This is a genomic window from Anabaena sp. TISTR 8404, assembly GCF_056847745.1.
The window spans coordinates 4,098,894-4,112,268 of the sequence record NZ_CP180578.1; the positions used below are offsets into that span (position 1 = coordinate 4,098,894).

At 39.0% G+C, this 13,375-nt stretch carries 12 protein-coding genes; 5 read left to right on the forward strand and 7 right to left on the reverse strand.

The genetic code is table 11. The features are described from left to right. Positions 1–105 precede the first annotated feature (105 nt). A complete protein-coding gene (locus ACMX3D_RS17720; protein ID WP_482747191.1) occupies positions 106–1,044 on the forward strand; it encodes a hypothetical protein in 939 nt (312 codons plus the stop codon). Here ACMX3D_RS17720 and ACMX3D_RS17725 read toward each other — a convergent pair. Together ACMX3D_RS17725 and ACMX3D_RS17730 are read right to left on the reverse strand one after the other, a co-directional pair. Continuing rightward, positions 1,034–1,411, reverse strand: a complete 378-nt coding sequence (locus ACMX3D_RS17725; RefSeq protein ID WP_482747192.1) for a PIN domain-containing protein — start codon at positions 1,409–1,411, stop codon at positions 1,034–1,036. The two genes, ACMX3D_RS17720 and ACMX3D_RS17725, sit on opposite strands and share 11 nt — an antisense overlap. After that, positions 1,401–1,625: a hypothetical protein gene (locus tag ACMX3D_RS17730; protein ID WP_482747193.1), complete on the reverse strand. Its 225-nt coding sequence runs from the start codon at positions 1,623–1,625 to the stop codon at positions 1,401–1,403. Before ACMX3D_RS17730 ends, ACMX3D_RS17725 begins: the two co-directional genes overlap by 11 nt. Before the next feature lie 127 nt (positions 1,626–1,752). Here ACMX3D_RS17730 and thrB point away from each other — a divergent pair, with 127 nt between their 5' ends. The 3 genes from thrB (at position 1,753) to ACMX3D_RS17745 (ending at position 5,165) form a co-directional block, all read left to right on the forward strand. After that, complete coding sequence (gene thrB, locus ACMX3D_RS17735; RefSeq protein ID WP_482752371.1) at positions 1,753–2,682, forward strand: homoserine kinase; 930 nt, start codon at positions 1,753–1,755, stop codon at positions 2,680–2,682. Positions 2,683–2,740: 58 nt separating this feature from the next. Beyond that, positions 2,741–3,250 carry a hypothetical protein gene (locus ACMX3D_RS17740; RefSeq protein ID WP_482747194.1) on the forward strand — a complete coding sequence of 170 codons (510 nt, stop codon included), beginning with the start codon at positions 2,741–2,743 and terminating at the stop codon, positions 3,248–3,250. A 301-nt stretch (positions 3,251–3,551) separates the two neighbouring features. Beyond that, positions 3,552–5,165 carry an NAD(P)H-quinone oxidoreductase subunit 4 gene (locus ACMX3D_RS17745; RefSeq protein WP_482747195.1) on the forward strand — a complete coding sequence of 538 codons (1,614 nt, stop codon included), beginning with the start codon at positions 3,552–3,554 and terminating at the stop codon, positions 5,163–5,165. A gap of 349 nt (positions 5,166–5,514) precedes the next feature. Here ACMX3D_RS17745 and ACMX3D_RS17750 read toward each other — a convergent pair whose 3' ends face one another. The 3 genes from ACMX3D_RS17750 to ACMX3D_RS17760 form a co-directional block, all read right to left on the reverse strand. Continuing rightward, positions 5,515–6,357, reverse strand: a complete 843-nt coding sequence (locus ACMX3D_RS17750; RefSeq protein WP_482747196.1) for a tetratricopeptide repeat protein — start codon at positions 6,355–6,357, stop codon at positions 5,515–5,517. A gap of 245 nt (positions 6,358–6,602) precedes the next feature. Next, positions 6,603–7,523, reverse strand: coding sequence for a ribonuclease D (locus tag ACMX3D_RS17755; protein WP_482747197.1), 921 nt, complete (start codon positions 7,521–7,523; stop codon positions 6,603–6,605). A 209-nt stretch (positions 7,524–7,732) separates the two neighbouring features. Beyond that, positions 7,733–8,758 carry a class I SAM-dependent methyltransferase gene (locus ACMX3D_RS17760; RefSeq protein WP_482747198.1) on the reverse strand — a complete coding sequence of 342 codons (1,026 nt, stop codon included), beginning with the start codon at positions 8,756–8,758 and terminating at the stop codon, positions 7,733–7,735. A 2-nt stretch (positions 8,759–8,760) separates the two neighbouring features. On the opposite strand from ACMX3D_RS17760, the gene ACMX3D_RS17765 reads away from it, so the two are divergent. Beyond that, a complete protein-coding gene (locus ACMX3D_RS17765) occupies positions 8,761–9,495 on the forward strand; it encodes a phosphoadenylyl-sulfate reductase (protein WP_482747199.1) in 735 nt (244 codons plus the stop codon). Between the two features lie 225 nt (positions 9,496–9,720). Here the strand turns inward: ACMX3D_RS17765 and ACMX3D_RS17770 are convergent, their stop codons facing one another. Then, complete coding sequence (locus tag ACMX3D_RS17770; RefSeq protein ID WP_482747200.1) at positions 9,721–10,527, reverse strand: response regulator transcription factor; 807 nt, start codon at positions 10,525–10,527, stop codon at positions 9,721–9,723. Positions 10,528–10,680: 153 nt separating this feature from the next. After that, a complete protein-coding gene (locus ACMX3D_RS17775; RefSeq protein ID WP_482747201.1) occupies positions 10,681–12,618 on the reverse strand; it encodes a scytonemin biosynthesis sensor histidine kinase in 1,938 nt (645 codons plus the stop codon). Between the last annotated feature and the right edge of the window lie 757 nt (positions 12,619–13,375).

A 13,375-nucleotide genomic window follows, 5' to 3' on the forward strand; every position in this document is an offset into this window, starting at 1 on the left:
TTGCCTCTAATTTAAAATAAGAATTTCAGCTATCTCTTGCATAAATCCTTTATTTAAAATTGCACTTCTACCAATCAAATTTACTCTATGGTACAGTTCTATGATATGTCCGACTCTGTTCAGCATTTTACTGCTCAAAAAAAGTTAATTAAAGATCTGTTCAATGAAGAAGGCTGGCAAAAACTGTGTAAAAGAAAGCCAAATCATCCAGCAGTCCAAAGATACCAGATTTGCGAACAGATGATTGCACAAAGGGGAATAATTAAATTTCCTGAAAACCGAGATATTTTTCCAGAGCTTACTTCTATCTTGTTAGATAACTATATATTTTCAAAAGTTAGTGGTGGTAATCCAGTAAGTTTCTCACTAGGTAATTTTGCAAACTATGGTGATGCTAAAGTAAGGCAGCAAATTACATCTCAGTTAAAGGAGACAGATGGTTTTCAAAGTTTAATAACAGAACTTTCTTTTGCAGCTTGGTTTTTAAGTAAGAAAGGGTTTAGAATAACTGCAACAGAAGATGAAGGACTGGCTGACTTTAAAATAGATGTAAATAACCACCCTATTCCTATAGCTGTGGAATGCAAGCATATTGAGATAAACACAAATGATACAAGATATAAGAAAGTCATTGAAAAAGCAAATCAACAAATTAAAAATTGGAAAACTCATTTATCAACACAAGCAATATATGGAATTGCTGTTATCGATGTATCTAATAAATTTATAAATATAAACAATGATTCTGGAAAGCTTGTGAATGAATTAATGAAGCTTAAAGGAACATTACAAAAATTAATTAGAAAAAATAATTCGTCTGTAAGTGGAGTCTTACTCATTTGCGACTCATTTGATATTAGTAATGAACCTGGAGATACTTCATCTACTGGCTTTTTCTTTGCCAGAAGTGGAATATTTATCAGACATTTGAATCCTGTTCAACCTTTACCTGATTATCTTGCTGAACCTTTTGAAAACCAATGGGGATATCAGACTGGGTACAAGGTAAATTGGAAACATAGAGAAGTTATAGCTACCAACTAATAACTGTTAAGGCCGATACTTTCGCAAATTCCTGATCCGCAGTTACTAGTTTTGCATTTGTCTGAAGTGCCATTGCTGCAATGATCGCATCTGGTAGTTTTAGACGATATTGCTGTCGAAGTTGAATAATTTGCTGAATCAACACTGCATCACCAGCAGTTAAACTAACGACTTCAACTCGTTGGAGAAATTGTTGAAAAAGTTGGATATCACTCTGCGTCAACCGTGAAAATGCCAGAAATTCAAGTTGACTAATAATCGAGATTCCTATCCAATCAGCATTTTGCAACAATTGTAACAGTTGTGAATTACCCTGTAGGAGCGCGACGATCACATTAGTATCCAACAAGTAGCGACTACCATTCATCTCTCAACACTTTTTGCATTGCTAGTGCATCTCCCTGCCAAACTAATTTACCAGCAAGATCGGAAAAATCATAATTAGATTTTTGCGTGCTGTCTGATGTAACTGGACTTAGCACAACCACAATATTTACTTCACCAGGCGATAGCTGTGTTGGGATGTCAAGATGCAAATGCCCAGTAGCATCAACAGTTGTCGTCAGTTGAAAAACTTCCATATAGGCCCCATTTGTACCCCATATATACCCCATATATACCCCATATATACCCCAAATGAGGTTGAGCAATGAACAAATCAACCAGTTACATGGGATGCTGGTTGATTGGTTAGGTGAGTATTTGCAGATGTCTGTTATTTCTTCTGTTACGGTTAATGTCCCCGCTACGACTGCTAATTTGGGGCCGGGTTTTGATTGCATTGGTGCAGCTTTGACGCTTTGTAACCAGTTTAGGTTTACACGCTTAGATGAAAGCGGTTTAACTATTCATGTCACAGGTGCAGAAGCCGAACGAGTGCAAACTGATGAGAGTAATTTACTTTATCAGGCGTTTTTGAAGTTTTATCAATATATAGATCAGACTCCGCCGCCTGTGAAAATTGAGATTGGTTTGGGTGTACCACTGGCGAGGGGTTTGGGTAGTTCAGCGACAGCAATTGTCGGCGGGTTGGTCGCAGCAAATCAACTCGCGGGTGAACCTCTATCTCAGGTGCAGGTGATGGAAATTGCGATCGCAATGGAAGGACATCCTGATAATGTAGTTCCAGCATTAATCGGGGGATGTCGTCTGGCGGCTACTAGTGATGCTGGTTGGGAAATTTGTGATGTTCCTTGGCATGAAAATATCATCCCAGTCGTGGCAATCCCAGATTTTGAGTTGTCTACCTCAGAAGCACGGCGTGTTTTACCCACCGAATTTAGCCGTGCCGACGCAATTTTCAATACTGCCCATTTAGGATTATTGTTACGCGGCTTGGAAACTGGAAACCCAGAATGGCTAAAAGCAGCTTTACAAGATAAGTTGCATCAGCCTTATCGTAAAGCCTTGATTCCTGGTTACGATGCTGTGAATGCGGCGGCGGTTGAGGCTGGTGCTTATGGCATGGTGATTAGTGGTGCAGGGCCGACGCTATTAGCTTTAGCTGATGTGGCACATTCCCAAGCTGTGGAATTGGCAATGATCACAGCCTGGAAAGCGACAGGTATTGAAGCCGAAGTGCGATCGCTGGCTTTAGACACTCAAGGCGCAACGTATGAAAGAGAGACTAGAGGCTAGAGACTAGGGACTAGAATTTTTACTCAGCACTCAGCACTTTACACTCAGCACTTTAACTATGGAGCAGATTCAAGCCGAGATAGCAGCCATCAAATCTCAAATTCAAGTTCTTCAGCAAGAACGGGCTGCTCTCACTAATAATAATGAGATATCTGGCGATAATAATTCACCTTCAGCAATTGTTGAAGCTTATCGCCGCCAAGCTAGAGAAAATCCGCAATTATCTGCTGAACTCAAAGGTATCGATGATGCGATCACTGCTTTGACAGCCCAGCTACAACAAAAACAAGCCCAACTCGCTCGTTGGCAAGTTGAGTCTAAACAACTTACCATCCAACAGCAACTAGAAGAAGCAAAAAAGGTGGCACAGGTTCACGCCGATCGCATTAACGAACTAGCGGCAGAATTGGCAACCGAAATCCGCCTGTTGAAAGCCTCAGCCGATCATCTCAGTCCTTTGTATTGGCAAGTTTATTACAAGCCCTTTATTACCGGATTCAAGACGATTTCAGTTCCCCATGTCCGCTCAGATGGGGAAGTTTGGACAATTGTCAACCGCATCGTTTAGGGCTTAACCCAAAATCTTATGGGTAAAATCGCTCGTTAGACATACAATAGATTAAGTTTTGTAACGGTGGTATAAGCCACCGTTTTTATTGACTTTACAAAACTTTATATCTAGAATGGACTAGCCATTAAATTTCATGAGTATTTATTCCTGATGATGGTCAAAATTGAAGAATTGATGAGTATATATTCTCATCGATATCCAAAATTTAATTTTCTAGAGATAAATTACGTTTACAAATGTACGAATTCCTTAATATAATGTAATTAAAAGCGAAAACAAAAAAAGATTGTCAGAAGTGATGAATGCTGTCGAATTTCCTTGGCTAACTGCCATAATTGCCTTGCCCTTGGTGGCTGCCTTGGCCATCCCCATAATTCCAGACAAAGAAGGAAAAACAGTCCGTTGGTATGGTTTAGGAGTAGCGATCGCGGACTTTGCCTTAATGATTTATGCCTTCTGGCATAACTACGATTTCCAAAGCTCAACTTACCAATTCGTCGAAAAATACTCTTGGGTTCCACAAATTGGTTTAAATTGGTCTGTAGCAGTTGATGGCTTGTCGATGCCACTCATCTTGTTAACAGGCTTAATCAACACCCTAGCAATCTTCGCGGCTTGGAAAGTTACCAACAAGCCGCGATTGTTTTATGGGTTGATGCTGGTAATGTACAGCGCCCAGTTGGGTGTGTTTCTTGCCCAAGACTTGCTATTGTTCTTCCTCATGTGGGAAATCGAGCTAGTTCCCGTATACCTGCTGATTTCCATCTGGGGTGGAGCAAAACGCCGTTATGCTGCTACCAAATTTATTCTTTATACTGCTGCTGCTTCTATATTTATCCTTGTTGCTGGTTTTGCGATGGCATTCTCTGGAGATACTGTCACCTTCGACATCGCATCTCTAGGAATGAAACAATATCCTAAAGCCGTTGAATTATTAGTTTACGCTGGTTTCTTAATCGCCTTCGGTGTGAAGTTGCCAATCTTCCCTTTACACACCTGGCTACCCGATGCTCACGGTGAAGCATCTGCGCCTGGTTCCATGATTTTGGCTGGTGTGTTGTTGAAGATGGGTGGTTATGCCTTAATCCGCTTCAACATTGAAATGTTACCTAATGCTCATGTTTACTTCGCTCCAGTTTTAGCAATCTTGGGTGTAGTTAACATTGTCTATGGTGCTTGCTGCGCCTTTGCTCAAACCAACCTCAAACGCCGCTTGGCTTACTCTTCAATTGCTCACATGGGGTTTGTGTTGATTGGTTTAGCTTCCTACACAGAACTTGGTATTAGTGGAGCCATGTTACAGATGGTTTCCCACGGTTTGATTGCTGCCAGCTTATTCTTCCTGTCTGGTGTAACTTACGAACGTACCCACACCTTGATGATGGATAAAATGGGTGGCATCGGTAAGGTAATGCCTAGAACTTTCGCACTGTACACTGCTGGTGCAATGGCTTCTCTCGCTTTACCTGGAATGAGTGGCTTCGTCGGCGAATTGATGGTGTTCCTCGGTATCGCTACCAGCGATGTTTACAGTTCCAGCTTCAAGGTTGTAGTTGTGCTACTGTCAGCAGTTGGCGTGATTTTGACACCAATCTACCTGTTGTCCATGCTCCGCCAAGTGTTCTACGGTAAGCAAAGTGAAGAGTTACATCTAGATGCTGTAGTTCCTGATGTGAAACCTCGTGAATTGTTTATCACCGCTTGTCTGTTACTTCCCATCATCGGTATCGGTTTGTATCCCAAACTAGCAACGCAGACATACGATGTGAAAACAGTAGAAGTAGCTACTCATGCTCGGCAAGTGCTACCAGTTGTGGCTCGTCAACAGCCAGCAAGTCTGTACTCTCAAATTTTTACAGCGCCAACCTTGGCTAATGCTCCAGTTGAAAGTTTAGTTAATATTTCAAAGTAAAAATACGTCCCAATAAGGGTGCTGAAAGTAAATTCTAATATGAGGGGAATATGGGGGTGATTTTGTAATCACCCCTAAAATTTTGCAGGTTTATAGCAGGGGACAGGTGATATCGATTCCGGTAAAAGACTTGTCATATAGACCGCAAGGGGGCAGGAGGATAAAGAGTTTTTATCTTTCTGCACAAATGTGCTGAATCATAACTGATTTGCCGGACATGATATGACAGGGTTAAAAGTCTCTTGCTGTCTTAGTTCTATTGTGTACTGATGTCCTAACTAGTAGAGACGCGAAATTTCGCGTCTCTACTAACCTGTAACCTATCACCTGTCACCTGTTCCCTGCTGTACTATTGCCCAAGTTCTTGAAGATTATTCATTACTTGTTGATACAATTCGTTATTACCTTGACGTTGGAAGATAGCGGCAGCTTGTTCTAAATCGTTGATTGCGCCTTGTTTTTCACCCTGGGCGGCACGGGCGTTACCTCGGTTATTGTAAGCCGGGGCAAAGCTAGGATTCAGGCGTATGGCTTCATTGTAATCGGATATAGCTCCCTGTTTATCACCCTGGGCGGCACGGGCGTTACCACGGTTATTGTAGGCGATCGCATATCTGGGATTTAGAATAATTGCTTGGTCGTAATCATCCAGTGAACCGTCTTTTTCGCCTATGGCTGCACGGGCATTAGCTCGGTTATTATAAGCTTCGGCATAATTGGGTGAAAGCTTAATAGCTTGGGTGTAATCTGCGATCGCACCTCGATTATCTCCTAGGGAGGCACGGGCGTTTCCCCGACTGTTAAAGGCTTCGGCATCGTTGGGGGACAGGCGAATGGCTTCGTTGTAATCAGCAATTGCTTTTTGCTTGTCTCCAGTATCAAAGTAGGCAAGTCCTCGCCCTTTGTAGGCTGCACTATAGTCAGGATTGAGGTTTAGTGCTTTAGTATAAGAAGCGATCGCGGCTTGTAAGTCGCCTTTAAGATGCTGATTTTGCCCTTGCAAATACAGCGTCCCTGCTTGTGAGGTTTTAATTGTCCGACGGCTAGGAGGAGTGAAGCCTATTTCTGTCACCAACACATTCTTGTCTCGATTGCAAGAGACAAGGGTAATTGCACTCAATACAGTCAGCACAACTATAGCCAATACTTTTTTTTCCTTCACCCGCTTTTGCTCCAATAACAGCAGCTTCATAAGTTGCTTTCAACCACCATTCCACCTAGACTGAATTAACACCCAAGTTAATTAAATCTGGAATGTCGATGTGTAATGTTAAATAACACACTTCACTAATATTCCCTAGGTTTAATAACGGTTAACTCTCGCCTCAACCGGGAAGTTTATCAACTTTTTGACTTTTATGCTGTTATTTAAGCGTGGTTAATTATACTTTATACTTTTATTATAAATGTTAATTATGCTAAACTCAAAAGCTGATTTTACTCATTCTCGTTATTGCTTTCCTGAGTTTTGGAAGTTAACCGCCAAGCATTAGATGTATCTATTTCTACAGATAATTGTTCTAGATTTTCCCCTAAATCTTTTTGCAGTTTTTGAGTCAATGTCACAGGGAAATCTAAAGTTAATCCTTGAGTTTGTACCAGTCTTGCCAATTCCAAAAAATTGGTTTTCACAGTTTTCCGTTCATAAGAAGTCAATTTAAAGGAAGATGTTTCTGATACATTTTGAGCTTGCATAGCTTTTTTAATGCGCTCTTGCAAATGTTCAAATTCCGAATTTAATAGCTTCCATTGCTCTTCTATTTGGGTATATCTGGCACTGAGAGCTACTAAATCTTCTGTTTTTGGCTCAGGATTACCTTCTGTTTGTAATTCTAACAAACGTTTATGTACTTGAGCAAGGTAAATGCAGTCAAGATAAGCGTAATCTATTTGTTCTTCTGTTAAAGGTCTTTGTCCCCAATCGCTAGTTTGTTCTTGTTTATCAATATAGTGAAAGTTACACAAAATACTAGCTAAAGTCTGGAGTTTGTAGTTAGGTACTGGTAAAAGATAATAAGGAATTTTTTTAGATATTTCTAAAGTACAAGTAATATTTTTAGCTTTTTTATTACCTAAAAACTTTACATCATAACTAGCATTATGAAATACTTTTTCTATGTCCGGCTTGACCATGATTTGCTCGATAAAATAAGCTACCAATTCATCCTGATCTAAGACATCCAAAAGTAAAACGCGATCACCACTCATATCATTAGGATTATCTAATACTTGAATGAGCGATAATCTCGGATTGCGGCTGTTATAGTCAGCTACTTCTGTATCTATCCATAAGGTTTTAGATTTGACATATTCAGCAATGAAATTACGAATGTCCCTAGCAGCAGTTAAGTATGGCATTGCTAATACTTTTTAAATTTTATTAGTATTACTATTGAGTTTTGAGAGATGATTTTCCATTACTGCACCCATAGCTGTCTTCTATAGAATTCATATTTGATTTTTGAAAAAACGCAGTATATATAAGGTGGACATTCACTACTATATTCTTGGTTAATTAAGAATGAGGCTGGGAATACCTACCCTACTTACTTAATCAGGTGAGTCTACTAGAAATTTTCCTCAACTGGCTTACGACCGAATGTAAAAAATACAGTAATATCGTTCCAAATGCCTTGTTCAGTTTCTAATGCAGCTAATTGAAATTCAAATTCAGCCTTAATTTGCTCTATTTGTTCAGTTGATAACTGCGATAAAGGATTAGGAGATTGACCTGGCGCTAGATACTCATTTCCTGCCCACATCTGTTTTGCTTGTTCTAAACTGACATAGCTACCGTATTGCTCAGATTCAATTTCAATGCAGTTATAACCTGCCGCTTTTAGCAAATTATGACACTTTTCTTCTGTACTTGTTGGCTTACTAAAATAAAGTGAAATACCGTACTTTTCCACGATTTTCTGCACAACGACAACACCAATAAAAGCCGTATCTGCAAATGCATGAAAACCTAGTAAACCACCTGGTTTTAAAAATTGATACCAATGACGCAATGCACCGGAAATATCTTCCATCCAAATTAATGCAGATGAACACAAAATGCAGTCAAAACTGTTAACTGGAAATTGCAATGCTTCTGCATCCGCCAATTGAAATTTCACATTAGTAAGTCCTAATTCTTCCACTTTACGTTTGGCTTGGTCAAGCATTCCTGGAGAGATATCTATACCAACGACTTCACCTCCAGCCCCAACAACTTCAGACGCTTTAATTGCAACCATAGCTGTACCAGTGGCAATATCTAAGACACGCTGTCCTTGGCTGAGTTGGGCATATTCCACCAGACGATGAGCAATTTGGAGATGCCAATCGCTTTGATCATAAGTCAAACTTCTGCGACTGTAGAGATCGGCTATTTGTTGCTTGTAGTCGTTTAGCTTTAGTGGGTTGGGCATTGGATCTGGGTAGAGCGAGATAATTGCAGTGTAACAGCGATCGCAACTCATACCACTGCACGACATTGCATCATTTTTGTCTACAATCGCTGGAGTGATTTCCGTAAGTTGTTGTCGAGAATTGGTATAACAGCATCTTAAATTGGTAAAATTCAAGTTCAGAGAGAAGAGAACATTCACACATGGTAGCCGCCCATACAGATTTAAATATTGCTGCTTTAGAAGCAGAATATAGTCAAAAATCTCCCAGAGAAATTCTCAAATTCGCCTTGGAAAGTTTTGACAACATGGCAATTTCCTTCAGTGGTGCTGAAGATGTTGTTTTAATTGATATTGCTTCCAAAATCACCAAAGACTTCCGCGTTTTTACCCTCGATACTGGACGCTTGCATCCAGAAACATATCAGTTCTTAGATAAAGTCAGAGAACATTATGGCATTAAGTTAGAACTAATGTTCCCCGATGCCGCAGAAGTACAAGCCTTGGTAGAAGAAAAAGGATTGTTCAGTTTTTATCAAGACGGTCACAAAGAATGCTGCGCTATCCGCAAAGTTAGACCACTGCGCCGCAAATTGAATACCCTTGATGCTTGGGTTACAGGACAGCGTAAAGACCAAAGTCCTAGCACCCGCAACCATATTCCTGTAATTGAAATTGACACCGCATTTTCTACTGAAGACCATCAGTTAATTAAGTTCAACCCCTTAGCCAACTGGTCTTCCGCCCAAGTGTGGGAGTACATTCGCGCTTTAGATGTACCTTACAACAAATTACACGAACGCGGTTTTATCAGTATTGGTTGCGAACCTTGCACCAGACCCGTTCTACCAAACCAGCATGAACGTGAAGGTCGCTGGTGGTGGGAAGAATCTACTGCTAAAGAGTGCGGTCTGCACGTAGGAAACTTACAAAAATAGTAAGTCAAGCCTACACTGTAGGGGCGCAAAGATTTGCGCTTCTACAAAATTGCCACTTTAAAATTACTCGGTTTCTACTCAGCACTACAATATATAGGAATCCGATTTGATTACTGAAAATTCTTGTGTAGGTAGGGAACAGGGAACGGGGAACAGATAATAAGAAAATTAGATGTGTACTGATTTTTGTCACTAATCAAATATGAGTCATATACTTACTCAAAGTTATTGATTTCTAGAACACAACCGCCAAGCATGGGGGGGTAAATCATGATGTTGGCGGAACTGACGCGAGAAATGACAGACATGTTGATAGCCTAATAATTTGGCAATTTGCTCAACAGTCTCATCCGTATTTTGTAGTAAAGAACGAGCTTCCGCCATTCGACGTTTAACAATCCAGTTATTGACAGTTTCTCCAGTTTGTTTTGCAACTCGATTAGTTAAGTAAGCAGGTGAATATCCAACTGCCTCAGCCACATCACACAACGTAATTCCTTGGCGGAAATAAGCTTCAATAAAGTCAAATACTTCTTTTAATTGCGGAATAGAAGGAAAAATTGATTTAGGATTATGAGTGCTTGCGGGATTTTCTGCTTCTGATACTGGAGTTTTTTCAGATATATTATTGCTCCAATTTTTCAGAGAAGCTTGCTTTCTGAACCGAGTTGCGATCGCCCTAAGCAATTCATCTAGTGTGGAAGGTTTGGTAATATAGTCATCTGCACCTAATTCCATACCTTTGCGAATATCTGCCCTACTGTCGCTACCAGACAGAAAAATGAAAGGAATAGCTGCTGTCTGAGGATTTTGATGTAATGCATTCAGGACACTGTAACCATCCAGATGAGGCATCATAATATCGCAAACCACCAAATCAGGTAGATTTTCTTGCGCTTTTTGAATACCCACTAAGCCATTTTCTGCCCCTATTGCATCAAAACCTTCCAGCTTCAGACCCTTTAAGTAAAGAGTGCGGGTAACGCTATCATCTTCAATAACGAGAATTTTTTTTGATGATTTGGAAATCATTGTTCTGTTACTAAAATTGTGACAGGAAATATTTAGTCAACTCTTTGCTGAGTCTTAAATAGGGACACTATTAATAGAATGGGCATCATAATGGCCACTCATATATTCTGCTGTAGTTCCAAGTTAAGAATTTTGAGTTGCAAGACTCAACACTCATAACTCTGAACCATGAGAATTTTGGTTATTTAATGGCAGCATTACAGTAAAAGTAGTACCTAGGGCAGCTTCACTTTCTACTGTAATTTGACCATTATGTAAATCTACAAGGCTTTTAACAATTGCTAATCCTAAGCCAGTACCAGGAATGCTATCGACATTGCTGCCACGATAAAACGGTTCCAATATTCGTTGTTGGTCTATTAATGGGATGCCAATTCCTTGATCCTTAACTTGAAAAATTACTTTTTCTTGATTATAAGAAAGCACCAAATTAATTATACTACCTGATTGAGAATATTTAATGGCATTATCCAGCAAATTATTGAGAATTGTCTCTACTATTTTTTTATCCAAATAAGCTTGCACACAATTACTTTGGCAAGCAAAATTTATTGTAGTTTGCAGATTACTCATCTGCATTTTGGCAACTAAACTATTGCATAATTTCACCAATTCGAGAGATTCTGGTTCAAATTTCAGCTTTGTTGCTTCTGCTTTAGCATAGAACAAAATCTCATCCAACATTTGGCTGAGTTGTTCAATAGAAGTTTGAATTTGTTCCAGTAAAGGTTCGATTGTTTCCTCTGTTTGTTTGTCAATATAGCGCTTGAGTAAGTTATTAGAAAATGAGACAACATTCAACGGATTTCGGAGTTGGTGACAGACCATAGATAAAAAACGCGCTCTTAAGTCACCAAGTTGTTTTGCTTGTTCTAAAGCCTTACTAAGTTCTGATTCTGAGTTTTTATAATCTGTAATATCAATACCGACAATCATTTCAACTTGTTGATCTTGAAAATCAAGTGTGCCATTAATTTTGGCTACTGCACAAGCAAGCCAGCGTTCTGTAGCATTTTTAGTCAGGATTCTGATTTCTTGGTATTCAAAGTTGTGAGTCTCTCGTAACTTACTTATCTGTCGCTGTTTTTTAGTTTTGATTAATTGACGAATATCAAACCCATTTAGTAGTTCTGCTTTTGTGTAGCCTGTCAGCATTTCTACTGCGGGATTCACATAACAAATTCGTGTACCGTGAATCAAAAAAGTGCTGGCATCTGTTGTTTCTGCCAAAGTCCGAAATCTAGCTTCGTTCAGACGTAATGCTGCCTCTGCTTGTTTTGATTCAGTGATGTCCCAAACACTCCAAACTCTACCAGTAATTTTGCCTTCTAACCACTGAGGTTGAGAATAGTTAGCAAATATTCTGCCATCCTTTAACTCGATAATGTCGTAGCTTTCAATGTCAGATTGGCTAGAAACTTCCCAAATCAGCCGATTAAAAGTTTCTGGATGCTTGATTTGGTTTTCAAAAAATTCTTTGCACTGAGGGCATTTCTGGGAGCGAAACAGAGATTTTGGGATTTGCCACATGTCCAAAAATTTCTGATTAACGCTCAGGATATCACCTTCAAAATTAATTGTTACAATACCGATCACAGTAGATTCTAATGTAGAACTCAGTAAAGAAAGAGATGTTTCTAAGTTCATTTCTCTTTGCTTGAGTTCAGAAACCTGCTGTTGTAAATTGGCGTTAGTATCTCTTAACTCATTAATCCACTTTTGGGTGCTTAATTCTATTATCTCATGACTTTTATCGCGCACAAAAGCACAGCTAAATTCTCTCCCTTGATCTTCTAAAAATTTGAGAGATATTTCTACTAAAAATATTCTGCCTCCCTTAGCTCGGTAGCGAGTTTTTAAGGTGACAGCTTCTTGTAATTTTTTTTCTGACCAATTATGAACATAAAAATCTAAATCAATATCAGGCAACGCCATTGACAGCAATTCTTCACGAGAATATTCTATCATTCTACAAGTTGCATCATTGACGTAAATAAACTGCCAATTTGCACCTAAACAGAAGGCTGCATCTACAGCATTATTAATAAGAAAATGAGCGAACTTAAACTCTAACTCTGACTGTAGTGCCATGCTAATTCAAAACTCCAAATCATAGTTACCTTTGTTCATTTATGGAGTATGCGTCTGTGTTTTGAAAGTAGTACTGCCTCATCATTATTTTAGGAAGAAATGTAACCTTTAAGAAAAGCTAATCACCCAAGGGAAAACTACACAACACAGTGCATATACGAATTAAGCAAATTCTTTCGACAGTTATTGCTAAAATTACCGTCAACACTGGATTATTTTACCAGTACAGCGGCTGACTAATGCTTCTCTGTCTTTATAGTTATGGGAACTATTGTTCTTTCCAGAATTAGCTATTCTTTTGAAAAGTAATGTTCCACTAATGCAGACTTATTGTTTAGTTCTGTGAAATCTTGGTGTTATTTGAAATTTGATGTTACAAATTTCCGAAAACTTCTGTAGCTTGAGCTTGATAAAAGACTGGCTACGTAGTTTATCGTGCCGTTTAGGTAGAATTACAAGTTTTAGATCATACAATTTACCTCTTAATTTTTCTTAATTGCCTTCCTCAGGAATTTAATATACCAAAATCAAATTTCTCATCTGTCAAAAGAAATACATTATTCTCAACACTATATAAGTATTATTCAATCATCTATCCTAAGTTGTATCTCGTTCTTAGCTTTTCAAAAAAAATTACCCAGTGATTTTTGCGACTACAATTTTAAGCATAAAGCATAAGTGCTGAATATAAAATTTTGACCATAGCAGTGCTGGGTCTCATGAAGATAATATTAATTTATTTAAACTTAATTTGACA

Bases quoted from the DNA above. Each gene is read 5' to 3' on its own strand.
- ACMX3D_RS17720 (WP_482747191.1), top strand. From the start codon at position 106: ATGTCCGACTCTGTTCAGCATTTTACTGCTCAAAAAAAGTTAATTAAA.
- ACMX3D_RS17725 (WP_482747192.1), bottom strand. From the start codon at position 1,411: ATGAATGGTAGTCGCTACTTGTTGGATACTAATGTGATCGTCGCGCTC.
- ACMX3D_RS17730 (WP_482747193.1), bottom strand. From the start codon at position 1,625: ATGGAAGTTTTTCAACTGACGACAACTGTTGATGCTACTGGGCATTTG.
- thrB (WP_482752371.1), top strand. From the start codon at position 1,753: ATGTCTGTTATTTCTTCTGTTACGGTTAATGTCCCCGCTACGACTGCT.
- ACMX3D_RS17740 (WP_482747194.1), top strand. From the start codon at position 2,741: ATGGAGCAGATTCAAGCCGAGATAGCAGCCATCAAATCTCAAATTCAA.
- ACMX3D_RS17745 (WP_482747195.1), top strand. From the start codon at position 3,552: ATGAATGCTGTCGAATTTCCTTGGCTAACTGCCATAATTGCCTTGCCC.
- ACMX3D_RS17750 (WP_482747196.1), bottom strand. From the start codon at position 6,357: ATGAAGCTGCTGTTATTGGAGCAAAAGCGGGTGAAGGAAAAAAAAGTA.
- ACMX3D_RS17755 (WP_482747197.1), bottom strand. From the start codon at position 7,523: ATGCCATACTTAACTGCTGCTAGGGACATTCGTAATTTCATTGCTGAA.
- ACMX3D_RS17765 (WP_482747199.1), top strand. From the start codon at position 8,761: ATGGTAGCCGCCCATACAGATTTAAATATTGCTGCTTTAGAAGCAGAA.
- ACMX3D_RS17770 (WP_482747200.1), bottom strand. From the start codon at position 10,527: ATGATTTCCAAATCATCAAAAAAAATTCTCGTTATTGAAGATGATAGC.
- ACMX3D_RS17775 (WP_482747201.1), bottom strand. From the start codon at position 12,618: ATGGCACTACAGTCAGAGTTAGAGTTTAAGTTCGCTCATTTTCTTATT.